The organism is Streptococcus massiliensis DSM 18628, assembly GCF_000380065.1.
Classification (GTDB): Bacteria; Bacillota; Bacilli; order Lactobacillales; family Streptococcaceae; genus Streptococcus; species Streptococcus massiliensis.
Genome location: NZ_KB904442.1, coordinates 1 through 22,097, shown reverse-complemented (window position 1 = coordinate 22,097; position 22,097 = coordinate 1). Strand labels below are relative to the sequence as shown.

The 22,097-nt window shown below is 45.1% G+C and carries 22 protein-coding genes, 1 tRNA gene and 1 pseudogene; 6 read left to right on the top strand and 18 right to left on the bottom strand.

Annotated elements, in window-relative coordinates; translation table 11 throughout:
- Window positions 1-78: 78 nt before the first annotated feature.
- From A3I3_RS0109650 to A3I3_RS0109635, 4 genes are read left to right on the top strand one after another with little or no spacing between them, the layout of a single operon-like run.
- Complete coding sequence (locus tag A3I3_RS0109650; protein ID WP_018372481.1) at window positions 79-1,374, top strand: HD domain-containing protein; 1,296 nt, start codon at window positions 79-81, stop codon at window positions 1,372-1,374.
- 27 nt (window positions 1,375-1,401) lie between these two features.
- Window positions 1,402-2,211: a sugar-phosphatase gene (gene yidA, locus A3I3_RS0109645; protein WP_018372480.1), complete on the top strand. Its 810-nt coding sequence runs from the start codon at window positions 1,402-1,404 to the stop codon at window positions 2,209-2,211.
- Window positions 2,211-3,425 (top strand): aminoacyltransferase, encoded by a 1,215-nt coding sequence (locus A3I3_RS0109640; protein ID WP_018372479.1) that lies wholly within the window; start codon window positions 2,211-2,213, stop codon window positions 3,423-3,425. Before yidA ends, A3I3_RS0109640 begins: the two co-directional genes overlap by 1 nt.
- Window positions 3,426-3,443: 18 nt before the next feature.
- Complete coding sequence (locus tag A3I3_RS0109635) at window positions 3,444-4,676, top strand: aminoacyltransferase (protein ID WP_018372478.1); 1,233 nt, start codon at window positions 3,444-3,446, stop codon at window positions 4,674-4,676.
- A gap of 180 nt (window positions 4,677-4,856) precedes the next feature.
- On the opposite strand, the gene A3I3_RS0109630 is transcribed toward A3I3_RS0109635, so the two are convergent.
- The 18 genes and pseudogenes from A3I3_RS0109630 to A3I3_RS0109550 form a co-directional block, all read right to left on the bottom strand.
- The gene (locus A3I3_RS0109630) at window positions 4,857-6,260 is read right to left on the bottom strand and encodes a GBS Bsp-like repeat-containing protein (RefSeq protein WP_018372477.1); all 1,404 of its coding nucleotides are present in this window, start codon (window positions 6,258-6,260) and stop codon (window positions 4,857-4,859) included.
- Between the two features lie 274 nt (window positions 6,261-6,534).
- Window positions 6,535-9,183 (bottom strand): valine--tRNA ligase, encoded by a 2,649-nt coding sequence (locus A3I3_RS0109625; protein ID WP_018372476.1) that lies wholly within the window; start codon window positions 9,181-9,183, stop codon window positions 6,535-6,537.
- Window positions 9,184-9,195: 12 nt separating this feature from the next.
- Entirely contained in the window at window positions 9,196-10,158 is a 963-nt protein-coding gene (locus tag A3I3_RS0109620) for a hypothetical protein (protein WP_018372475.1), read from the bottom strand.
- Between the two features lies 1 nt (window position 10,159).
- A complete protein-coding gene (locus A3I3_RS0109615) occupies window positions 10,160-10,717 on the bottom strand; it encodes a GNAT family N-acetyltransferase (protein ID WP_018372474.1) in 558 nt (185 codons plus the stop codon).
- Window positions 10,718-10,995: 278 nt separating this feature from the next.
- A complete protein-coding gene (gene smpB / locus A3I3_RS0109610; RefSeq protein ID WP_018372473.1) occupies window positions 10,996-11,463 on the bottom strand; it encodes an SsrA-binding protein SmpB in 468 nt (155 codons plus the stop codon).
- A 147-nt stretch (window positions 11,464-11,610) separates the two neighbouring features.
- Window positions 11,611-13,756, bottom strand: a pseudogene (rnr, locus tag A3I3_RS0109605) (ribonuclease R); the annotation flags it as partial.
- A 48-nt stretch (window positions 13,757-13,804) separates the two neighbouring features.
- The gene (gene secG, locus A3I3_RS0109600) at window positions 13,805-14,038 is read right to left on the bottom strand and encodes a preprotein translocase subunit SecG (protein ID WP_018372471.1); all 234 of its coding nucleotides are present in this window, start codon (window positions 14,036-14,038) and stop codon (window positions 13,805-13,807) included.
- A 40-nt stretch (window positions 14,039-14,078) separates the two neighbouring features.
- Window positions 14,079-14,228, bottom strand: coding sequence for a 50S ribosomal protein L33 (gene rpmG / locus A3I3_RS10735; protein ID WP_081600727.1), 150 nt, complete (start codon window positions 14,226-14,228; stop codon window positions 14,079-14,081).
- Window positions 14,200-15,429, bottom strand: a complete 1,230-nt coding sequence (locus tag A3I3_RS0109595; RefSeq protein ID WP_280523020.1) for a multidrug efflux MFS transporter — start codon at window positions 15,427-15,429, stop codon at window positions 14,200-14,202. The genes rpmG and A3I3_RS0109595 overlap by 29 nt, the downstream gene beginning before the upstream one ends.
- 4 nt (window positions 15,430-15,433) lie before the next feature.
- Window positions 15,434-16,027 (bottom strand): dephospho-CoA kinase, encoded by a 594-nt coding sequence (gene coaE, locus A3I3_RS0109590; protein WP_018372469.1) that lies wholly within the window; start codon window positions 16,025-16,027, stop codon window positions 15,434-15,436.
- Window positions 16,027-16,848 carry a DNA-formamidopyrimidine glycosylase gene (gene mutM / locus A3I3_RS0109585; protein WP_018372468.1) on the bottom strand — a complete coding sequence of 274 codons (822 nt, stop codon included), beginning with the start codon at window positions 16,846-16,848 and terminating at the stop codon, window positions 16,027-16,029. The genes coaE and mutM overlap by 1 nt, the downstream gene beginning before the upstream one ends.
- A gap of 22 nt (window positions 16,849-16,870) precedes the next feature.
- Entirely contained in the window at window positions 16,871-17,347 is a 477-nt protein-coding gene (locus tag A3I3_RS0109580) for an NUDIX hydrolase (protein ID WP_018372467.1), read from the bottom strand.
- 24 nt (window positions 17,348-17,371) lie between these two features.
- Window positions 17,372-18,271, bottom strand: a complete 900-nt coding sequence (gene era / locus A3I3_RS0109575) for a GTPase Era (RefSeq protein WP_018372466.1) — start codon at window positions 18,269-18,271, stop codon at window positions 17,372-17,374.
- 15 nt (window positions 18,272-18,286) lie between these two features.
- Window positions 18,287-18,691, bottom strand: a complete 405-nt coding sequence (locus A3I3_RS0109570; RefSeq protein WP_018372465.1) for a diacylglycerol kinase family protein — start codon at window positions 18,689-18,691, stop codon at window positions 18,287-18,289.
- Entirely contained in the window at window positions 18,672-19,169 is a 498-nt protein-coding gene (gene ybeY, locus A3I3_RS0109565) for an rRNA maturation RNase YbeY (RefSeq protein ID WP_018372464.1), read from the bottom strand. The genes A3I3_RS0109570 and ybeY overlap by 20 nt, the downstream gene beginning before the upstream one ends.
- A 113-nt stretch (window positions 19,170-19,282) precedes the next feature.
- Window positions 19,283-19,355: transfer RNA gene (locus tag A3I3_RS0109560), tRNA-Thr, on the bottom strand.
- A gap of 44 nt (window positions 19,356-19,399) precedes the next feature.
- On the bottom strand, window positions 19,400-19,999 hold the full coding sequence (locus A3I3_RS0109555) for a GNAT family N-acetyltransferase (protein WP_018372463.1): 600 nt from the start codon (window positions 19,997-19,999) through the stop codon (window positions 19,400-19,402).
- Window positions 19,996-20,574: a GNAT family N-acetyltransferase gene (locus A3I3_RS0109550; RefSeq protein WP_018372462.1), complete on the bottom strand. Its 579-nt coding sequence runs from the start codon at window positions 20,572-20,574 to the stop codon at window positions 19,996-19,998. Before A3I3_RS0109550 ends, A3I3_RS0109555 begins: the two co-directional genes overlap by 4 nt.
- 127 nt (window positions 20,575-20,701) lie before the next feature.
- Here A3I3_RS0109550 and ald point away from each other — a divergent pair, with 127 nt between their 5' ends.
- Together ald and A3I3_RS0109540 are read left to right on the top strand one after the other, a co-directional pair.
- Window positions 20,702-21,814, top strand: a complete 1,113-nt coding sequence (gene ald, locus A3I3_RS0109545) for an alanine dehydrogenase (RefSeq protein ID WP_018372461.1) — start codon at window positions 20,702-20,704, stop codon at window positions 21,812-21,814.
- A gap of 91 nt (window positions 21,815-21,905) precedes the next feature.
- A partial coding sequence (locus A3I3_RS0109540; RefSeq protein ID WP_018372460.1) for a helix-turn-helix domain-containing protein occupies window positions 21,906-22,097 on the top strand: 192 nt, incomplete at its 3' end.

The window sequence follows — 22,097 nt, the reverse complement described above, 5'->3', positions numbered from 1 at the left end:
AAAAGTAGTGGTTTTTCTTGCTTAGTAAACTCAACTTTTACAGTTTTGTCCTCTTCTTATTTGTGTTATAATAGGTACATGATTGAAAAAGTTTTTCGTGACCCTGTTCACAATTATGTTCACGTCGAACATCAAGTCATTTATGATTTAATCAATACCAAGGAATTTCAACGACTACGCCGCATCAAACAGCTAGGGACTTCTGGCTACACTTTTCACGGTGGCGAGCATAGCCGTTTTTCGCATTGCCTTGGTGCCTATGAAATCGCGCGGCGGATTACCAATATTTTTGACGAAAAGTACCAGCAAGATTGGGACAATCACGAATCGCTCCTGGTCATGGTGACGGCGCTCTTGCACGATGTTGGTCACGGCGCTTATTCTCACACTTTTGAGCGGCTATTTTGCACCGACCATGAGGAAATCACGCGCCAGATTATCACCAATCCTGAAACGGAAATCAATCGGGTGCTAAGTCAGGTTTCGCCTGATTTTCCAGAAAAAGTAGCCAGCGTCATCAACCACACCTATCCCAATAAACAAGTCGTCCAGCTCATTTCCAGCCAGATTGACGTCGACCGCATGGATTATCTCCTGCGCGACTCCTACTTTACGGGCGCTAGCTATGGACAGTTTGATTTGACGCGGATTTTGCGGGTCATTTGCCCTGTGGAAAATGGCATCGCCTTCAAGCGCAATGGCATGCACGCGGTGGAGGACTACGTAGTCAGCCGCTATCAGATGTACATGCAGGTTTATTTTCACCCTGCTAGTCGAGCTATGGAGGTGCTTTTGCAAAACCTGCTCAAGCGGGCGAAATTCCTCTATGCCGACCACAAAGATTACTTTGCTTCCTCCTCACCCAATCTCTTGCCTTTCTTTGAAAAGCAAGTGACTTTGGCGGATTATTTGGCGCTAGATGACGGAGTGATGAACACCTATTTCCAAGTCTGGATGACCAGTCCTGACAAGACTTTGGCGGATTTGGCGCAGCGCTTCATCAATCGCAAGGTCTTCAAGTCCATTATTTTCTCTCAGGAAAGTGAAAAAGAGCTGGACACAATGCGTGATTTGGTACAGCAAGTTGGCTTTGACCCTCTTTATTATACTGCCATTCACCGCAATTTTGACCTGCCTTATGACTTTTATCGTCCAGATGTGGAAAAACCGCGCACGCAAATCGAGATTATCCAGAAAGACGATAGTTTGGCGGAATTGTCGACCCTGTCTCCTCTGGTCAAATCCCTAGCGGGTACGCGCCACGGTGACAATCGCTTTTATTTTCCCAAGGAAATGCTGACAGAAAGCAGTATTTTCAGCAAGCAAAATCAGGAATTTAAAAGTCATATCCGCAACGACCAATTTATCAAGTAAAGCTATATTTTATAGGAGAAAGCAAGAATGAGCATTAAACTAGTTGCCGTTGATATTGACGGCACTTTAGTTAATAACCAAAAGGAAATTACGACGGAAGTTTTCGAGGCGGTGCAAGAGGCCAAGGCTGCTGGCGTCAAAATCGTTATCGCAACCGGACGCCCGATTGCCGGCGTTCAAAACTTGCTGGCAGAATTGCGCCTCAATGAGCCCAACAACTATGTCATCACCTTCAACGGTGGGCTGGTGCAAGATACGGCAACAGGCCAGGAATTGATAAAAGAAACCTTGAGCTATGATGACTATCTTGACCTGGAATTTCTCAGCCGCAAGCTCCAAGTCCACATGCACGCCATTACCAAGGACGGCATTTACACTGCCAACCGCGACATCGGCAAGTACACGGTCTACGAGTCCAATCTGGTCAGCATGCCCGTTTTTTATCGGACACCTGAAGAAATGGCGGACAAGGAAATCGTCAAGGTCATGTTTATCGATGAGCCTGATATTTTAGACGCTGCTATTGCCAAGCTCTCTAGCGACTTGCACGATAAATACACACTGGTCAAGTCGGCACCTTTTTACTTGGAAGTGGTCAAAAAGACCGTCAGCAAGGGTGCTGCCGTTCTTCATCTGGCTGAAAAATTAGGTCTAAGCAAGGAAAAAACCATGGCGATTGGCGATGAGGAAAACGACCGTGCCATGCTGGAAGTGGTCGGCAATCCCGTTGTCATGGAAAATGGCAATCCAGAACTCAAAAAAATTGCCAAATACATCACCAAATCAAACGACGAATCTGGCGTTGCGCATGCCATTAGAGAGTGGGTATTAGACTAATGTACAGCTATAAAATTGGAATTTCAGCTCAAGAGCACGATGATTTTGTCAAGGCAAGTCCGCAGACCAACCTGCTTCAGAGCTCGGCTTGGGCAAAAATCAAGGATAATTGGGCTAACAAGCGCATCGGCTTCTATCAAGATGAGCGCTTGGTGGCTTCAGCCAGCATTCTCATCAAATCACTGCCTTTGGGCTTCACCATGCTCTACATCCCGCGCGGACCAATTATGGACTATGCCGACGACAAGCTGGTTGCTTTCGTTCTCCAGTCGCTCAAGGATTTTGCCAAGAAAAAACGGGCGCTCTTTATCAAATTTGACCCTAGTCTTTTTCTCAACCAAAGCCAAATCGGACAAGAAACGATAGACAAGCCCGAAACACTGACCTTGATTGACCATTTGCAAAAGGCAGGCGCCGTCTGGGTCGGTCGCACCGAGTTGCTGGATGAAACCATTCAACCTCGCTTTCAAGCTAACATTTATAAGGAATTTTTCACCGAAGAGCAATTATCCAAAAGCACCCGCCAAGCCATTCGTACTGCTCGCAACAAGGGCATCGAGGTACAGTTTGGCGGCGCAGAATTGCTAGATGACTTTGCTCAACTCATGAAAAAAACCGAAGTCAGAAAGAGCATTTCCCTGCGTGGCAAGGACTATTACCAAAAATTGCTGGCGACCTATCCCGAGCATTCCTACATCACCCTTTCGACCTTGAATGTAGAAAAACGCTTGGAAAGTCTGCTCCAGCAAAAGACCAAAGCTGAAAAAGAAGCCGAGAAATTTACCGAAAAGACCAAGCCCGGCAAAATCGAGAACAACAAGCAAGAACTCAAACGCTTGACCGAGGAAATTGACTTTCTGCAAGACAAAAGCCGAGAGGGCGCTCACATCGTTCCCCTGTCAGGCACCTTGGTCTTGGAATTTGGCGACACTTCCGAAAATATCTATGCAGGTATGGATGAGGAATACCGCCGCTACCAGCCAGCGATTATCACTTGGTATGAAACTGCGCAGCACGCTTTCGAGCGCGGTGCCCGCTGGCAAAATATGGGCGGTATCGAAAACGATTTGAACGGTGGACTCTACCATTTCAAATCCAAGTTCAATCCGACAATCGAAGAGTTCGTTGGCGAATTTAACCTGCCAACCAATCCACTTTATCACCTGTCCAACCTCGCCTACACCTTGCGCAAAAAACGGCGCAGCAATCATTAACCACAAGAAAGGAAACGCATGACTTTCAAACTTCTCAGCCAAGAAGAATTTCTTGAGCACAGCAATTCTTGCCCCCAACGCTCCTTTATGCAGACCGTGGAAATGGCGGAGCTTCTGAGCAAGCGCGGCTTTCAGACCCAATATGTCGGCTACACCGAGCAAGGTCAGGTCGTCCTGTCCGCTGTGCTTTATAGCCTGCCCATGACTGGCGGCTTACACATGGAGATTAACTGCGGCCCTGTCACGAGCGACCCCAAGTATCTGGCTCCTTTCTATCAAGCTCTGCAAAAATATGCCAAGGAAAATGGTGCCTTGGAGCTGATTGTCAAGCCTTATGAGACCTACCAGACCTTTGACAGCGACGGACAAGCGATCAGTCCTGAGCGAAAAGAGCTGATTAGCCAGCTGACAGATTTGGGCTACCAATTTGACGGCTTGCAGACTGGCTACCCTGGGGGTGAGCCCGACTGGCACTATGTCAAGGATTTGGCAGGGCTGACCGAGAAAAATTTACTCCAATCTTTCAGCAAAAAAGGCAAGCCCTTGGTTAAAAAAGCTAATACCTTTGGTATCAAGCTGAAAAGACTAGAGCGCAACGAACTGGATATTTTCAAGGAAATCACGGCTGCTACTTCTGATCGCCGCGAGTACAGTGACAAGTCGCTGGACTACTACCAAGACTTCTACGATGCTTTCGGGCAGCAGGCTGATTTTATGGTCGCGATCCTGAATTTCCCAGAATATCTGGAGCATTTGCAAAAGGCGCAAGACCAGCTCAAGGCTAAAATCGAGAAATTGGAAACTGATTTGGAAAAAAATCCTCAGTCCGAGAAAAAGCAAAATCAGCTGCGGGAATTGAGCAGCCAATTTGAAACCTTTGAAACTCGCAAGGCAGAGGCGCAGGAATTTATCGATAAATATGGCGAAAAAGACCAAGTTTTGGCGGGCAGCCTCTTCATCTACACGCCGCAGGAGGTGACCTATCTCTTCAGTGGCTCCTATCCTGAGTTCAACAAATTCTACGCGCCAGCACTGCTGCAAGAATATGTGATGAAAGAAGCCCTAAAGCGCGACATTTCTTTCTATAATTTCCTTGGAATTATGGGTATTTTTGACGGTTCAGACGGCGTTTTGCGCTTCAAGCAAAATTTCAACGGCTACATCGTCCGCAAAATGGGCACCTTCCGCTACTATCCAAAGCCGCTTAAATTCAAACTTTTAAGCACTCTTAAAAAAATTCTAGGACGCTAAAAAGAGTCTGGGACAACAGTCCTCAGCCTCTAAAACAGATTCGAATTATCTGCAAGACGCGGTAGCCTTTTGACTTCTACGTTCGTCTTTACAGACTCCGTACAAGCCTAATAGGCATCGCGGGGGTAGGACAACGAACTATTCCTTTATAGGAAATAGTTCTGTCCCACTCCCTTTTTCTTATACTTTCGTAGCTTGTCCCATATCTAGCCAGACATTACGACTTCCAATGCGGACATAAATACCATTGGACGGACGATCCACTTGCAAGACTTTATATTGACCTGGCACGATAAAGTAATTTCCTGGCAATAAAATTTGATCGCCTGAGCGATTTCCTGCGGCATCAGTCTCTACTAACGGTCCTGGATCAATAATATTCAGATTTCCTGGTGTACCACCAGCTAGCTGACTGCTGGTTACCTGACCAGCTAAATTATTGTAAACTTTATAAACCCCTTTGAAAGCAACTGTATCTCCGACATTAATGTTTGCAGTTTGTGTCTTAGTTGTCTGTTGAGTCTTGGTAACCGTCGTTGTTGTCCCACCTGCCCCAACTAATTTCCCGTCATCTTGTACATAGTAAAGATGGACATTATATTCCCCTAAAGAATTTTTATGTTTACTTGAATCCACATGAAGTTTATAACTACCGTCCGCTTGACGAGGGGCGCTGTACCAAATGATATCATCTTGACCATTTTCTGTTGACCAAGTTGGTAGCTTAACCTCTTTTACTCCGCCAGGGCTGACCATATCTGTGACGGTCACATCAAAACTACCAGTTTGATTATTAATATTACTAATGGTTAGCTTACCTGAGGGGTTAGATGAGGCCAATTTTTGCACAGGAATGTAGCGACGAAGACCACTTCCTCCAATGTAGGAAATCCACTTGTATCCATCTGCTTCTACCACCTTATCATAAGTCACTGACTGGCCAGCACTGTATGAAGCCACTTCTTGACTGGACATATTTGCTGCTGCTTTAACTGGTTTTGTCTGGTCAAAACGATAGGTTCCACTAGCTGCTAAAGTTCCTGAAGGAACTGAATTATTTACACTACTTGAATTTGTCCCACCAGCCATATCTTTAAAATGGATAAATCCGCTAACCTGGCTTTTATGAATTGTTCGACGGGAATATCGATGAGGTCCTTGTCCTATATTGTAATTATATTCCTCTAACTCCACTTGATCACCATTAACATTTGCTACCCAAGAAACATGACCAGCTGATCCTGAATAACCAACGTAAGAATCAAACCAAGCGATAGAACCTACAGCTGGATTCATATCAACTCGATACCCCTGTTTTCGAGCAATGTGTCCCCAAGTATTTGCATTGCCATAGCCAGCAGGTAGATTGAACCCATTAGCAGAACTGAGCCTGAAAGCTGCAAAAGATGTGCATTCCCGATTATACATTGTCCATTTATCTACAAGCGTATCTGCTGCTGCATTTTTCCAACTGCTAGGATAATCATCTCCTAAAACAGCTGCGGATACTGACGGCGACACTGCACCAAATAAACTTGTCGCTACAGCCACTGCTGATACACTTTTTACAAAAGACTTCTTCATAAATCTCCTTTTTAAATATAATATTAACCAAGATTTCTCTTGGTCACTATTATTATTCGAGAGAAAAAAGAAAAAGTGGGAAATTTTTGAAAAATAACAATCAAATAATGAATTTGAAAGAATATTTTCAATACAGGAACAATAATAACAATAACAACTATAGCTATATAAAATAATATTTTAAAAATTCTTTTAATCACTTACTGCCCCACTAATAAATTCACACATTATCCCACAAAACCCAAGCAAGTTTTTGCTTGGGTAAAGAGTTCTTTTATTTCAACCTCCCCATTTCCGCAATGCGAGCCTGGGTGGCGTCGTATTTGGCTTGATAATCGGCTTGTTTTTGGCGTTCTTTTTCAACGACTTCTGGCTTGGCATTGGCGACGAACTTTTCGTTAGCGAGTTTTCGTCCGACCATATCCAGCTCTTTTTGCCACTTGGCAAGCTCTTTATTGAGGCGCGCCAATTCTTCGTCCACATTGAGCAAATCAGCCAGCGGTAGGAAAATCTCAGCGCCCGTGATAACCGCTGACATGGCAAGGTCTGGCGTCGCTAGGTTACCATCAATCTCCAGATGCTCTGGATTAGTAAAACGCTTGATATAGTTGATATTTTCCTTGAAAAATGCCTCCAAATCGCTATCGCTCGGCTTAATCAAGAGCGTAATCGGCTTGCTTGGAGCGACATTGACTTCGCTGCGCGCATTACGCACCGCACGAATGACATCCTTGAGCGCTTCCACACCAGCCGCTGCTTCCGTATTCTCAAAGTCCGCACGAACCAGCGGATAGCTAGCTGTCACAATGCTGCCCTCTGAAATTTGTCCAAAGATTTCCTCGGTCACAAAAGGCATAATCGGATGAAGCAACCGCAAAATCTGATCCAGCGTGTAGAGCAAGACAGAACGCGTCACAACTTTCTCCGCTTCGTTGTCGCTGTAGAGCACTTCCTTGGTCAGCTCGACATACCAGTCGGCAAACTCGTCCCAGATAAAGTTATAGAGGATATGCCCCGCCACACCAAACTCAAATTTATCAAAGTTTTCAGTGACTTTGGCAATGGTTTCGTTGAGATTATGTAAAATCCAGCGGTCAGTGACATTCCCAGCTTGATTAGCCGCAACCGCAGCCACGTTTTTCTGCGCTTCCTCAAGCGTCAAGCCTTCATTATTCATGAGAATATAGCGGGAAATATTCCAAATCTTGTTGATGAAATTCCAAGAGGCGTCCATTTTTTCGTAGCTGAAACGCACATCTTGCCCCGGAGCAGAGCCATTTGACAAGAACCAACGCAGAGCGTCCGCTCCGTACTGGTCGATAACGTCCATAGGGTCAATCCCATTGCCCAGAGACTTGGACATCTTGCGCCCTTCTTCGTCCCGAATCAGCCCATGAATAAGGACATTTTCAAAAGGACGGCGTCCAGTAAACTCTAGCGATTGGAAAATCATGCGCGATACCCAGAAGAAGATAATATCATAGCCCGTCACCAAGGTTGATGTTGGGAAATAGCGCTCAAAGTCGGCATTCTTCTCATCTGGCCAGCCCATGGTCGAAAACGGCCACAGAGCTGAGCTGAACCAAGTGTCCAGCACATCAGGGTCTTGCACCCAGTCATCGCCCGCTGGCGCTTCCTCGCCCACGAAAATCTCGCCTGCACTATTGTACCAAGCAGGGATTTGGTGACCCCACCAGAGCTGACGAGAGATTACCCAGTCGTGGACATTTTCCATCCATTGGAGGAAGGTATCGTTGAAACGAGGCGGGTAGAATTCCACCTTATCCTCTGTGGCTTGGTTGGCAATGGCATTTTTCGCCAATTGATCCATCTTCACGAACCATTGGGTAGACAAGCGTGGCTCAACAACAACACCTGTACGCTCTGAGTGACCAACACTGTGGACACGTTTTTCGATTTTAACCAGGGCACCGATTTCTTCCAATTTAGCAACGACTGCCTTACGAGCTTCAAAACGGTCTAACCCTGCAAATTCAAAGGCCAAGTCATTCATAGTTCCGTCGTCGTTCATAACGTTAACTTGTGGCAAGTTGTGGCGTTGACCAACTAAGAAGTCGTTTGGATCGTGGGCTGGTGTGATTTTCACGACACCTGTACCAAACTCAGGATCGGCATGTTCATCCGCCACGATTGGAATGAGTTTATTAGCGATTGGAAGGACTACGTTTTGACCAATCAAGTCCTTGTAGCGTGGGTCTTCTGGATTGACCGCAACGGCAACGTCCCCAAACATCGTCTCTGGACGAGTTGTCGCAACTTCAAGGGCGCGTGAACCATCTTCTAGCATGTAGTTCATGTGGTAGAAGGCACCTTCAACATCCTTGTGAATCACCTCGATATCAGAAAGGGCTGTACGAGCTGCTGGGTCCCAGTTGATGATAAACTCACCACGGTAGATCCAGCCTTTCTTGTAAAGGTCGACAAAGACCTTGCGAACGGCTTTTGACAAACCTTCATCAAGAGTGAAACGCTCACGAGAGTAGTCTACAGAGAGCCCCATCTTGCCCCATTGTTCCTTGATGGTAGTGGCATACTCGTCTTTCCATTCCCAGACTTTCTCGAGGAATTTTTCACGACCCAGGTCATAGCGGGAAATGCCCTCACCACGTAAGCGTTCCTCGACCTTAGCCTGAGTGGCAATCCCAGCGTGGTCCATCCCTGGCAGCCAAAGCGTGTCAAAACCTTGCATGCGCTTCTGACGGATGATAATATCCTGCAAGGTCGTATCCCAAGCGTGACCAAGGTGGAGTTTCCCAGTCACGTTTGGTGGTGGAATCACGATTGAATAAGGCTTAGCCTTTTGATTTCCTGAAGGCTTGAAAACATCAGCATCAAGCCATTTTTGGTAACGACCAGCCTCAACCTCGGCTGGATTGTATTTAGGTGAAAGTTCTTTAGACATTATTTTTTCTCCTTAATTATTTTTATTTACAATATTTACCAAACCAATTTTTGATAATTCAATATAAATTTCATCAATTTCTGCAAATGCTACAAGTGGTGACATAGTATAATTTTCAGGATTATATTTGAGATCATACTTGCTTATCTTTGAAATATAATATCTAGAGTGTTTCAATTTTAATGATTCCAACTTTGATTTAATATCTACTAATGTATTATGGTTTAACTTTAAAAACAACTTGTTATAATTACCATAGAGCTCTGTAATAGCATTAAAGTATTCTTTCACTAGATCTATAGCGTCAATCTTAGATGTTTTTCTGCTTAGTTCTATCAATTCCGTTTCCAATTTTTTCCATTTAAAGTTGGAATTTAAAAGATAATCTAAATCAATATAGAAATCTATTGTAACAGTCTCATCATCTGGGCTAACAGCTTTTACTCCATTTATTGGTAAGTCAATACGTTGCGAATAATTTCTCAAAGAATGACAAAATCGATAAGCAAAGTTCGTATCATACTGATAGCTTGCGAAACTATGTATACAATCAAATTCCTCACTATCCTGGGAATATTTTTGTTTGATTTGATTTTCATTAAAATCGACAAACAATTTTCCACTGGATAATAAATGAATCATGAAACGATTCACGTCTGCCTCTTCAATTTTCAATTCCTTTGACTCAAGTTTATTCTTAATACTTAAAAAATCCGATACATCTGAAATAAACAATTCGAACATATTCTTGATTTTTTGAAAATCCTTTTGAATCTCAAAAATTTGGTTCGAAACTGACATTATTTCCTTGGTTGGTTCAATATCAGAGATGATAAAACGTTTTTCATTGTTGTTAATTTCTAAATATGCTAATCGCTCGATAATATCATTATCATTTAATTCAGCATACTCCACATCAATTTGACGTAACTGTTCCTCAGATAAAGAGCTTACTTCCTCTTTTACATCGCTCATCTTATTCCCCCCACTCACTCTTCAACAAGCCATATATCAGACTGTCGCAGCGATTGCCTTGGGCATCCTTGCGATCTCGGATGCGAGCTTCAAGGGTGAAGCCAAGCTTCTCTGCGACTCGTTGACTTTGTATATTGTAGCCAAAGCAAGTCAGTTCTATCTTGTGAAGACCAAGTTGTTTAAAAGCCACATCTATCAAGGCACGCGCGGATTCTGGTACATAACCTTGGCCCCAATAGTCTGGGTGCAAGGTATAGCCGATTTCTAAGACATCATCTTCGTGCCGATGGTTGAAATCCACAGATCCGATGATCTTATCCGTTCCTTTGACGACAATCCCATAACCTGATGGGAGGTTCTCCTTTTGATTGCGCTCAGGAAGGATATGCTCCAGATAATAAATCTCATCTCCCAAGGTCTTGACGGGCGGAAAGCCTGCTGGGTAGGAGACTTCTGGCAAACTGGCGTAGGCATGGATATCCGCGGCATCCGCCACTGTTCGGACTCGTAAGACGAGGCGCTCCGTTTCTAATCGTTCTGGTAATTGTGCTTGCTCCATCTTCCTACCTCACTTTCCATAAAAAAAAGTCCCTGCCATATCCATGACAGGGACGAATCAATATCCGCGGTACCACCCAGATTCGGGCGATTGTCACCCGCAACTTTATTTTCTATTCAAATGATGATTTAGCAACTAGTTTTGTCGTCTGTGTGGATTTCTCAGCACCGCCACTTTCTGTATCAGACTTTTATCAAAACACCTCTAAACTTCTCCCATTTTATCAAAAGCAAGCAAAAATTGCAAGAGAGCTAGATAAAGTCTTGGTAATCTCAATTTTATCTCATATTATACTGCTTCATAGTTCGAGCAATATCGCGGTTTTGCTCGCGCCGCTTGATTGATTCCCGCTTGTCATAGTCGTGTTTCCCTTTGGCAAGCCCCAAAAGGAGCTTGGCAAAGCCGTCTTTCAGGTAGACCTTAAGCGGCACAAGGGTCATTCCTGTCCCTTTCAAATCATTTTCCAACTTTTTGATTTGCTTCTTATGCAGCAAGAGCTTCCTGCGACGTTCAGGCTCTTGATTCCAGATATTTCCCTCTTCATAAGGGGCAATGTGAACGTTGCTCAGCCAGACTTCGCCATTTTTGATTTGAGCAAAGCCGTCTTTGAGGTTAATTCTGGCTGCGCGGACGCTCTTTATCTCCGTCCCCGTCAAGACCAGACCCGCCTCAATCGTATCCACAATGCTATAATCGTGGCTGGCTTTCTTATTTTGTGCGACGACCTTTCCGTCTCCCTTTGCCATGCTTTCCTCCTTTTTTAGCTACATCTTTGTAAAATGCCTTCTTATTTTTAGGCTTCTTGTTCTTGCTTGACTTGTCCTTTTTGCTGCCAGCTGCTTTTGCCTTTCTGTCCCTTGGCTTGCGGCTAGGCTCTGCTCCTCTTTGTGTTTTTTTCCTTCTTTTTTCAACCACATCAAGCTCACTCGGTAGGTAGGCAAAGTCAATTTCGCCCGTCATCTTGTCTGCGCGAACCAGTTTGACCTTGATTTGCTGACCGACGCGGAAAAGCGTACCTGATTTTTCACCTTGCAGGGTCAAGTTGCGCTCATTGTAATTGTAAAATTCTGGTAGATTGGTCACATGGATGAGCCCCTCAATGGTATTGGGCAATTCGACAAAAAGACCAAACTTGACCACGCTTGAAACCACACCTTCAAACTCCTGCCCAACAAATTCTTCCATGTATTCTGCCTTTTTCATGGCTTCCACTTCCCGCTCAGCCTCAATGGCACGGCGTTCTCGGCTGGAAGACTGGCTGGCAATCTCAGGAATAACTTGCTCAAAATGCTCTGCCATTGCCTTAGAACGACCATAATCGCGCACCATGCGGTGGACTAAAAGATCAGGGTAGCGGCGAATGGGACTGGTAAAGTGAGTGTAAAATTCAGCGGCTAGCCCGTAGTGACCGTGATTGTGCTCGGAATAGCGAGCCTGCTGCATGGAGCGCAGCAACATCATAGACAAAACTTCCTCATAAGGCTGGCCTTGAACGGCTTTCATGATGTCTTGCAAGGCTGCCTGCTTGATAGAGTTAGCCGTCCCATAGATAGACAGCCCAAATGTGCTGGCGTAGTCGATAAATTTCTGGACTTTTTCCGCCTTGGGCTCCTCGTGAATGCGGTAGATGAAAGGCAAATCCAAACGTGCAAAATGTTCGGCTACCGTTTCATTTGCAACCAGCATAAAGGACTCAATCATACGCTCGGCGATTCCCCGCTGCCGCAAAACAATATCAACCGGCTTGCCATTTTGGTTGACCATGATTTTTGCTTCGCTGGTATCAAAATTCAGGGCTCCGCGTCTAAAACGCATGCTTTCTAAAATCTTATGCAGGGAAACCATAGCCTCAATACTAGGTACAATCTTCTGAAATTCCTTACTTTTTTCTTGATTGCCTGCGATGATGTCATTAACATCGCTGTAAGTCATCCGAAAAGTAGTATTGATGACGGTTTGCTCCAGTCGGTACTTGACCACTCGCCCTTTTTGGTCAATTTCCATGAGGGCAGACTGGGTCAGGCGGTCGACATTGGGATTGAGCGAGCAGATACCGTTGGACAAGCGCTCAGGCAGCATGGGTACTACGCGGTCAGTCACATAGACAGAGGTGGCGCGGTTGAGCGCTTCCTTATCCAGCTCCGAACCTTCTTTGACATAGTAGGAGACATCGGCGATATGCACGCCCAGTTCAAAATTCCCATTTTTCAAGCGCTTGATATGGACGGCATCGTCCAAATCCTTGGCGTCCGCACCGTCAATGGTAAAGGTGATTTCCTCGCGCAGGTCAAGCCGTCCCTGATAATCCTGCTCGGATAGATTTTCTGAAATAGCATCCGCTTCTGCCAGCGCTTTTTCTGGAAATTCGGAGACGATGTCCATGGACTCCAAGACTTCCAAGACATCAATGCCAGGGTCATTGACATGACCAACCACATCTAGAATTGTCGCCACAAAGAAATTATGGCTGCGATTAGGATATTTGTCAATCTGTACCTTGAGCACTTCTGTCCCGTCCAGCACCAGAGCAGGCTTTTTGACATAAATCCGCTGGTCAATCTTTTGGTTTTTAGACTTGATGTAGCCGACATACTTGGGCTTTTCCTCATCCAAAACTAGCTGTCCGACTGCTGTTGTTAGACTGTGTTCCAAGACATCGATAATCTTGGCTTCTGCCGCAGTGCCTTTGATCCGGTCAGCGACCTTGGTAATCACGACTTCAACCATATCCCCGTCAATAGCGTAGTTGACATCATTGCGACCGACAAAAAGATCATCTTCTTGGTCATTGAGGGTCACAAAACCAAAGCCATTTTTATGGGCATGAAAAATCCCCTGCAAGGTCAGGCGCTCCTTTTTCTGGGAAAGGCTAATCAGCCCCTCGTCGTCAAAGCGCAGCTGGTGTTTTCTCTCCATTTGAGAGACTGTTTTAATCAAATCGCGAAAATCTTTAGCGGATTCCTTGTCCAAATCACGCGCCAACTGGTTCATACTGACCTGTTTTTTCGCTTGTAAATAGTTTAATATTTCTGTTTTCATAGATTCCTTTATAATAAAAAATAGGCAAAGACAATGTCAGAGCCCATTTTATCGACTTGATATGATAACGAGTAGGAAAGCGATTAGCAACCAGAAAAAGACAAGTACACCTGTCAGGCTCTGCATTACGGCTTCAAAACCGCGTGCCTTAGGACGTTCAAACAAATCCCCCGAGCTGCTATCAAAAACATTACTTGACTGGTTTTTTGTCGGCTGCATAAAAATAGCAATCACTACAACGACTGATAAAATTAATAAAATGGTTAATAACGTACTATACATGAAAAAACTCCTTAAAATCTTATTTATTTTACCATAAAAATTATTTTGTTTCAAGATGTAAGGTTACTTTTCTTTCCTTGGGACAATACTTGAGCACCTCGATTTTCTCAGGATGGGTCTTGGTATTTTTACTGGTTAGATAATTCTGACTGCCACAAGAGCTACATTTTAAATTGATTTTTACCCGCACGGATTTCCTTTACTCCTAAATATTTTCTAAAACTAATGAACAAAAAGATAAAATTGATAAGCACCAGCCCCGCCGTTCCGTAGAAAACCCAGTGATAGCCGAGGCGAACCGAGATAGCAGAGCCCATGAGCGGCCCTAGAACGCCACCGATGTAAAAGAAGGTTTGATTGTAGCTAAAGATGCGCGAAATCCCCTCTTTTGGTATTAGTTTATTGAGAAGAGAGCTGACGCCAGGAAGCAGCGCGCCCGTTCCCAAACCAAAGAGGAAGCGAAGAATGCCTAACTCCAGCGGACTTGTAGCTCTGGCGCACAAGATATAAATGATGAAACTGTAAACCAAGGCGATGAGTAAGAGACGGTGATTGCCAATTTTATCGCCCAGCTTTCCCATCCAGCTCGAGGAAAGAATGCTAGACACTCCCATAGCAGAAACAATCATGCCCGATACCAGGATAAGATTGTCCCTTTGTCCTAACTCCCTGATGTAGAGGGTGAGGATAGGAGCAATCGACTGCGCCACCATTTGGATAATCATGCTGGTCATAAAGAGCCCAATAAGCATGGACTTATGAGGAAGACTTTGCCAGAGTTGCTTGCTGGAAAGCTGATTTTCTTTGGACAGCGGCTGAAAATCTTCCTCGATACCGAAAATCGTCAGCAGGGTGACAATGAACAAAAAGAGGCTGACTAAGAGAAAGACATTGCGGATGCCCAGACTTTGTGCAATGATACCGCCGAGAAAAGGCCCCATAAGAGTACCTGCTACAACGCCCGTTGACAGCGTTCCCAGAGCATAGCCCGAATGCTTCTTGGGCGCTTGACTGGCAATCAAGGCTGTACTATTTGGCACATAGCCTGAAAAAACGCCATTCAAGAGCCGCAAAAAGATGAGCCCAAAGACATTGGGCACAAAGGCTAAACCGCCCATGGTAAAGGTCATGGCAACCGCCGCCCGAATCATCATCGGCTTGCGCCCGTATTTGTCAGCCAGAGCTCCCCAGACCGGCGACAAGAGGGCAGCAGTAAGCGCCGAGCTGGACACGGCTATTCCCGCATAGAGATCCACCAAGTGCCCTCTAATTCCCAACTCCTCCACGTATAAGGACATAAAGGGGACAACCAGAGACAAGCTCGCTCCCACAAAAAAGTTGCCCAACCAGGCTATCCATAAATTATGCTTCCACTTTTCTTGACTGTTGATAAAATCATCTTCTTTCTTTTTCTAAAAGGGCTGCGACTTGCGCCAAAGTCTCGTCCACTGAGCCGTTATTGTCGATCAGGACATGCGCTTTTTTTCTCTTTTCGGCAAGCAATAGCTGCGCTTCTATCCGCTTTTGTGCCTGCTCACGGCTGAGATGATTTCTTTCCATAAGACGTTTGACTTGCACTTCTGCTGAAACATTGACCAGCCAGATTTGGTCAAACCAAGACTCATAACCCAGCTCAAATAACAGTGGAATGTCCATAAAAAAGAGCTCTTCTTTTTCTTTCAGCTGGTCGCGCAAGCGAGCCAATTCCTCACGAATAATCTCATTTTGCAGCTGGCTGGACTTCCTCATCAAGTCAGGATTTTCAAAAAACATTTGCCCCAATTTCTGCCGATTGAGCTGACCGTTTTCCTGCAAAATTTCTGAGCCAAACTCAGCCACTAAGACTTGGTACAAAGCACCCTGAGGCGCCTGCAAGTCATGCACGACTTGGTCGGCATCAATCACTTGATAGCCTTGCTCCCGTAAAAATTGACTGACGGTTGATTTGCCCGAAGCGATACCGCCTGTGAGACCGATTATTTTTCCCATTAGAGCACCTGACAGGTCGGACATAGATGTGTCCCTCGCCCAGCCAACTTGATTTTTTCAAGCTCGCCACCGCAACGCGGACACTTCTGCCCTGCCTTTCCATAAACTTTTAGATGATTTTGCATAGTACCGTCCTCCCCCAAGGCATTGCGGTAGGTACGAATGGTCGAGCCTCCTTTTTCAATGCCCAGCTGCAAGACAGCGATAATCTGCTCATGCAAAAGTGCCATTTCTTGGTCGGACAGGCTGGCTGCCATTCTTTTCGGGTGCAGCCCAGCTCGCCAGAGGACTTCGTCCACGTAAATATTGCCCAAGCCCGCAACCAAGGTCTGGTCTAGCAAATGCGGCTTCAAAATTTTTCTTGATTTTTTCAAAGCGGCCTTAAAAGGTTCCAGCTGAAAATCGGCTGGATTGGGTTCAGGCCCCAGCTTTCTGGCTGCAAAATAAGGCTGGACTGCTGATTTTTCCAGCAATTCCATGGTGCCAAACTTCCGCACATCCTGATAAATCAGACTGGTTTTATCCGTGAAATCAAAACGAACATGGCTGTGCTTGTCAAGAAGCGGCTCCCCTGAAAAATAAAGGTATTTGCCCTCCATGCGCAGGTGAGAAATCAGACTCCAATCTGTCAGCTGGAAAATCAGATACTTGCCCCGCCGCTCGATTGCTTGGATTTCCTGACCTGGGAGAGCCTTTTGGAACTCTTTCGTACCGCTGATAATCATCTTGGGATAAAAAAGGCTAACCGCCTCAATCTTTTTGCCGACAACCAAGCACTCCAAACCACGCCTGACCGTCTCCACTTCTGGTAATTCTGGCATACCTCTCTCTTTCTACCTTCTATCAATGTCCCAGCTCAAAGTGACCAGAAAAATATTCCGCTAGCATGAGGCGATGCTTAGCAGAAACACTCGCTAGCTGATCAATTTCTTCTTCTGAGAAGAAACGCAAAGCCTTAGTTTCCTCATTGTGAAAATCCTTGATAGCAAATTCTGCGTCAGCCTTGACCTCATAGAGAAAAACAACCGTCTGCACCTTATCACCATTGGGATAGATTTCTTCAAAATTTGTATAGACATTGAGCAAGCGCCTAGCCTCAACCTCAATCCCTGTCTCCTCAAAAAATTCACGTTGACAGGTGTCAAGGGAGGATTCTCCAAACTCCATAGCACCGCCTGGAATTGCCCAAGTCTCCTTATCACTGCGAAGTTGGAGCAGCACACGCCCCTTCTCATCAGCCAAAATGCCGCCAGCAAAGGTCAGAATAATCTTGTCATGTCCCACCTTGGAACGAATATAGGAAATGTAGTCTTGGGTCATGTTTGGCTCCTCTCTTTTTCAAATCTAATATTCCTTCCTATTATAGCCAAAGTCTGCCAAGTCGAGCTTCTTGTCACGCCAGTTTTTCTTGACCTTGACCCAGGTTTCTAGGAAAATCTTATCGCCCAGCATGAGCTCAATATCGCGCCGCGCAAGCGAGCCGATTTTCTTGAGCATGCTGCCTTTTTTCCCGATAATAATACCTTTTTGGCTGTCGCGCTCAACCATAATGGTCGCTCGAATGTGGATTTTTCCCGTCTCCTCGTCGCGCTTCATGGAGTCGATAACCACTGCCACCGAATGCGGAATTTCTTCCCGCGTCAGCTGCAAGACCTTCTCACGAATCATCTCCGACACCAGAAAACGCTCAGGGTGGTCGGTAATCTGGTCGGCTGGGAAATATTGGAACCCTTCTTCCAAATTGTCACTCAAAATATCAATGAGACGAGAGACATTATTGCCTTGCAGAGCCGAAATGGGCACGATTTCCTGAAAATCCATTTGCTGACGGAAGTCATCAATCTGCGCCAAAAGCTGGTCCGGATGCACCTTGTCAATCTTATTGACCACCAAAATAACCGGCACCTTAGCAGCCTTGAGCCGCTCTATAATCATATCATCGCCCTTGCCGCGCGCTTCATCCGCTGGCACCATAAAGAGCACCGTATCCACCTCGCGCAGGGTGCTGTAAGCCGACTCGACCATAAAATCGCCCAGCGCTGTCTTGGGCTTATGAATGCCCGGCGTGTCGATAAAGACAATCTGTTCCTTGTCGGTCGTGTAAATACCCATGATTTTATTGCGCGTGGTCTGCGCCTTGTCGCTCATAATGGCAATTTTTTGCCCCATAACATGATTTAAAAAGGTCGATTTTCCCACATTGGGACGACCTAAAATTGCTACAAAACCTGATTTAAACGTCATATTTTTTCCTCTTTTTTAAAAAATCAACTGCCAAATTTTCGGCACAAAGATAATGAGTCCTGTCAAGAGCGCAAAGCCCGATACGATGAGCACAGCTCCTGCCGCCATATCTTTTGCATTCTTGGCTAGCATAGAAAAGTGATAGTCGCTCGCCAAATCGACGACATTTTCGATAGCTGAGTTCATGACCTCAAAAGCTATCACCAGAAAAACGCTCAAGAGCAAAAAGAGCCATTCAACCTGTGATACACGAAATATCAAGCCTGCAATGACTACCAAAACTGCTGAAATTGCATGTTTACGCAGATTACGCTCTTCTTTAAAAGCCGTTAAAACCCCTGTCAAGGCAAATTCAAGGCTAGCTATTAACTCGCGATTTTTCCATTTGCGTTTGTCGTTATTATTGTCTCGTAAGTCCATAAGCTGTCAAAATCTCTTCCTGTAAACCAAACATTTCTGCTTCTTCCTCTGGGCTATAGTGGTCATAGCCGTTAATATGCAGAAAACCATGCACCGCAAGAAAGCCCATTTCCCGCTCAAAACTGTGTCCATAATCAGCCGCCTGCTCGCGCGCCTTGTCCACAGAAATATAGAGCTCACCAATATAGGCGTCAAAATCCTCCAGCATATCAGCCAGCTCAGGATTGTCCGCCAAGTCCTCCTCGTCAAAGGTAATCTCGCCCTCTGGCTTGTACTCGAGGCTGACAACATCGGTCGGCTTGTCCATATCGCGATAAGCCAGATTTACCTGATGAATTCTCTCATTATCCACGAAAGTAATCGCCATTTCCTTTTTTTCTTTGCCAATCTTTTGCGCAGCAAAGTCCAACAAATTCACTATATCCTGCTGCATTTCCTGAGAGACTTGCCCCGTCTCATCCACCATTTCAATATACATATCTCACCCTCGTTTGTTTCTTACTTCCATTATACCATAAATCACGAACCTTTAGCTGAGAATGAGTGAGAAAAGAAAAAGCCTGATTTACAGGCTTTTCTTTGTCTGTTCTATGCTAATTGCCGGGATCGAACCGGCGACCTCATCCTTACCATGGATGCGCTCTGCCAACTGAGCTAAATCAGCATTACTTATCTACTATACCATGTAGATAAGCTATTGTCAATACCCTATAAAAAATTGTATGTGTCTAAATTTTCCTTATCATGGGAAAAATAGTCTCCCTTAATCAGACCATACCACATTCTTGTCACCAGCCGGTCTGGCTCCTTTTCATCCACTGCGGCATAAGGTTCTGCATGGGAAAAGAGCATGCCCGCCTTTGCCATGACCCGACCCGAAGCAGGATTTGCTTCATCGTAGCAAGCAACCAGCTTGTTCATGCCTACTTGCTCAAAAGCACAAGCCAGCACCGCCTTCAAGGCTTCTGTCGCATAACCTTGATTCCAATAGTTTTTATTGAGGCAATAGCCAATGGCAGCTGTTTTCAACAGGTCGTCTATTTTATGTAAATCAATGCTGCCGATGAATGTCTGACTTTCTTTGATTTCAATGCCGTAGTTGCCTAGAGGTCGTCTCAAAAAATACCGAGCAATCTGGTTTCTAGTATCTTCCACACTGCTATGCCGCGCAAAAACAAAGCGCGTATTTTCCTCATCACTGGCATAGTCAAACATCGCCTCTGCATCATCCAAAGTCACAGGACGCAACAACAAGCGATCGGTTTCTATAATCATATGCTCTGCTAATAATTGATAAATATTTTTCATTCGTCACCTTTTTTAAAATAGTCTTCCTTAGTGAGTAGATAATGTTTCAAAGTCATGATACGATTTTCCTGATTTTTATTAAGCATTGCATAAGGCTCTTTGTGTGAAAAGATAAAACCTGCCTTTTCCAATACTCTACCAGAAGCTGGATTTTCAATATCATGTCGAGCTATCAGGCAATTTAAATCCAATTTATCAAAAGCCAGCTGAACCATTGCTTTTAGCATCTCTGTCGCATAGCCCTGGTTCCAATAATCTTTGTTAAGACAGTAACCTATTTCTGCTTTTGCAACATCCTGCTTCAAATCCACAAATCCGAATGTTCCGATAAATTTTCTATCACTTTTTACTTCAATACCATAGGAACCCAGAGGATAATTTAAGAAAAATTGAGCAATTTGATTTCTGCTATCTTCTACTGATTGATGAGGCAGAAAAGTCACATAACGAACAGTGTCCAAATCCGACGCATACTCAAACATATCTTCCGCATCGTCCAAAGTCACGGGACGCAGCAGCAAGCGGTCGGTTTCTAAAACGCGGTGTTGGGCTAATTTAAGATAAATATTTTCCACAGGAGTCTCCTTTTTTGTCTAACAGAATAGCATAAATCAAGCTTGAAATCAATCTTATTTGGTTTTTTATTGATTTTTAAAACGTTTTCATATAAAATGAAAACATCAAAAGAAAAGAGGTTTTTCTATGCTAATTGGTATTCCAAAAGAAATTAAAAACAACGAAAATCGAGTCGCTCTGACTCCTGCTGGCGTGCAGGCCTTAGTCGCTCAAGGACACAAGGTCGTCATTGAGACAGGCGCAGGTCTCGGCTCAGGATTTTCCGACCAAGATTACGAAAAAGAAGGCGCGCAAATCTTGCCTACAGCAGCCGAGGTTTGGGCGAGTGAGCTGGTGGTCAAGGTCAAAGAACCGCTAGCAGCTGAGTACGGCTTTCTCCGTCCTGACCTGACCCTCTTTACCTATTTGCATATGGCGGCAGCGCCAGAATTGGCAGACGCCATGACAGCAAGCAAGGCAACAGGGATTGCCTATGAAACTGTGACAGACAGCGACGGTCATCTCCCGCTTTTGGTGCCTATGAGTGAGGTCGCTGGGCGCATGGCCGTGCAAATCGGTGCTCACTTCCTGACCAAGCAAGAAGGCGGCTCAGGTGTTTTACTTGGTGGAGTGCCGGGCGTGCCTAAAGGAAAAGTCACCATTATCGGTGGCGGTGTGGTGGGAACCCATGCTGCGCGGATTGCCCTTGGACTTGGTGCCCAAGTAACCATTTTGGACATCAGTGCCAAACGCCTGTCACTCTTGGAAGATGTCTTCGGTCATCAAATCCAGACCCTCATGTCCAATCCATTTAATATCGCTGAAAGCGTCAAAGAAGCTGATGTGGTGATTGGAGCGGTACTCATTCCGGGAGCCAAAGCGCCTAAGCTCGTAACAGAAAGCATGATTCAGCAAATGCGTCCAGGGTCTGTTATTGTCGATGTGGCAGTCGACCAAGGCGGTGTTATTGAAACAGCTGACCGCGTGACGACCCACGACGAGCCTGTTTATGAGCGTTACGGTGTGCTCCACTATGCTGTTGCCAACATCCCAGGAGCCGTTGCTCGCACCTCAACCATTGCCCTGACCAATGTCACTTTGCCTTATATCGTCGCTCTTGCCAACAAAGGCTTCAAAGAAGCTGTGCTGGACGACGCTGGTTTCCGCCAAGGGGTGACAACTTATCAAGGTCACATCACAAGCGAGCCTGTGGCAGTCGGACTGGAAAGAAGCTACACGGATATTGACCAACTACTGTAAACAAAATAAAAACTGAGCTCTTGAAAAGAACCGCTTATAATGGACAGTATAAAACATGTATGCTACTGTTCTATAAGGAGGTTCTTTTGTTATGGCTAAAAAAGGGAGTCGCTTTACAAGGTATTCACCTGAGTTTAAGTTACAGGTAGTGGAAGACTACCTCAGCGGACAAAGTGGAGGGATGTCCTCTATCGTGAAAAAATATGGCTTAAAATCAGATAGTCAAGTTCGGAATTGGACGAGGAAATATAGAGAAAATCCAACCTTACTCAAGCGAGACTTA

Excerpts from the sequence above, each read along its gene's own strand:
- A3I3_RS0109640 (WP_018372479.1), top strand. The coding sequence starts at position 2,211 with ATGTACAGCTATAAAATTGGAATTTCAGCTCAAGAGCACGATGATTTT.
- A3I3_RS0109570 (WP_018372465.1), bottom strand. The coding sequence starts at position 18,691 with ATGGACTTACGAGACAATAATAACGACAAACGCAAATGGAAAAATCGC.
- A3I3_RS0109630 (WP_018372477.1), bottom strand. The coding sequence starts at position 6,260 with ATGAAGAAGTCTTTTGTAAAAAGTGTATCAGCAGTGGCTGTAGCGACA.
- A3I3_RS0109650 (WP_018372481.1), top strand. The coding sequence starts at position 79 with ATGATTGAAAAAGTTTTTCGTGACCCTGTTCACAATTATGTTCACGTC.
- smpB (WP_018372473.1), bottom strand. The coding sequence starts at position 11,463 with ATGGCAAAGGGAGACGGAAAGGTCGTCGCACAAAATAAGAAAGCCAGC.
- A3I3_RS0109620 (WP_018372475.1), bottom strand. The coding sequence starts at position 10,158 with ATGAGCGATGTAAAAGAGGAAGTAAGCTCTTTATCTGAGGAACAGTTA.
- yidA (WP_018372480.1), top strand. The coding sequence starts at position 1,402 with ATGAGCATTAAACTAGTTGCCGTTGATATTGACGGCACTTTAGTTAAT.
- A3I3_RS0109580 (WP_018372467.1), bottom strand. The coding sequence starts at position 17,347 with ATGACCCAAGACTACATTTCCTATATTCGTTCCAAGGTGGGACATGAC.
- A3I3_RS0109625 (WP_018372476.1), bottom strand. The coding sequence starts at position 9,183 with ATGTCTAAAGAACTTTCACCTAAATACAATCCAGCCGAGGTTGAGGCT.
- ald (WP_018372461.1), top strand. The coding sequence starts at position 20,702 with ATGCTAATTGGTATTCCAAAAGAAATTAAAAACAACGAAAATCGAGTC.
- A3I3_RS0109555 (WP_018372463.1), bottom strand. The coding sequence starts at position 19,999 with ATGAAAAATATTTATCAATTATTAGCAGAGCATATGATTATAGAAACC.
- mutM (WP_018372468.1), bottom strand. The coding sequence starts at position 16,848 with ATGCCAGAATTACCAGAAGTGGAGACGGTCAGGCGTGGTTTGGAGTGC.
- A3I3_RS0109615 (WP_018372474.1), bottom strand. The coding sequence starts at position 10,717 with ATGGAGCAAGCACAATTACCAGAACGATTAGAAACGGAGCGCCTCGTC.
- era (WP_018372466.1), bottom strand. The coding sequence starts at position 18,271 with ATGACGTTTAAATCAGGTTTTGTAGCAATTTTAGGTCGTCCCAATGTG.
- A3I3_RS0109635 (WP_018372478.1), top strand. The coding sequence starts at position 3,444 with ATGACTTTCAAACTTCTCAGCCAAGAAGAATTTCTTGAGCACAGCAAT.
- secG (WP_018372471.1), bottom strand. The coding sequence starts at position 14,038 with ATGTATAGTACGTTATTAACCATTTTATTAATTTTATCAGTCGTTGTA.
- coaE (WP_018372469.1), bottom strand. The coding sequence starts at position 16,027 with ATGGGAAAAATAATCGGTCTCACAGGCGGTATCGCTTCGGGCAAATCA.
- ybeY (WP_018372464.1), bottom strand. The coding sequence starts at position 19,169 with ATGTATATTGAAATGGTGGATGAGACGGGGCAAGTCTCTCAGGAAATG.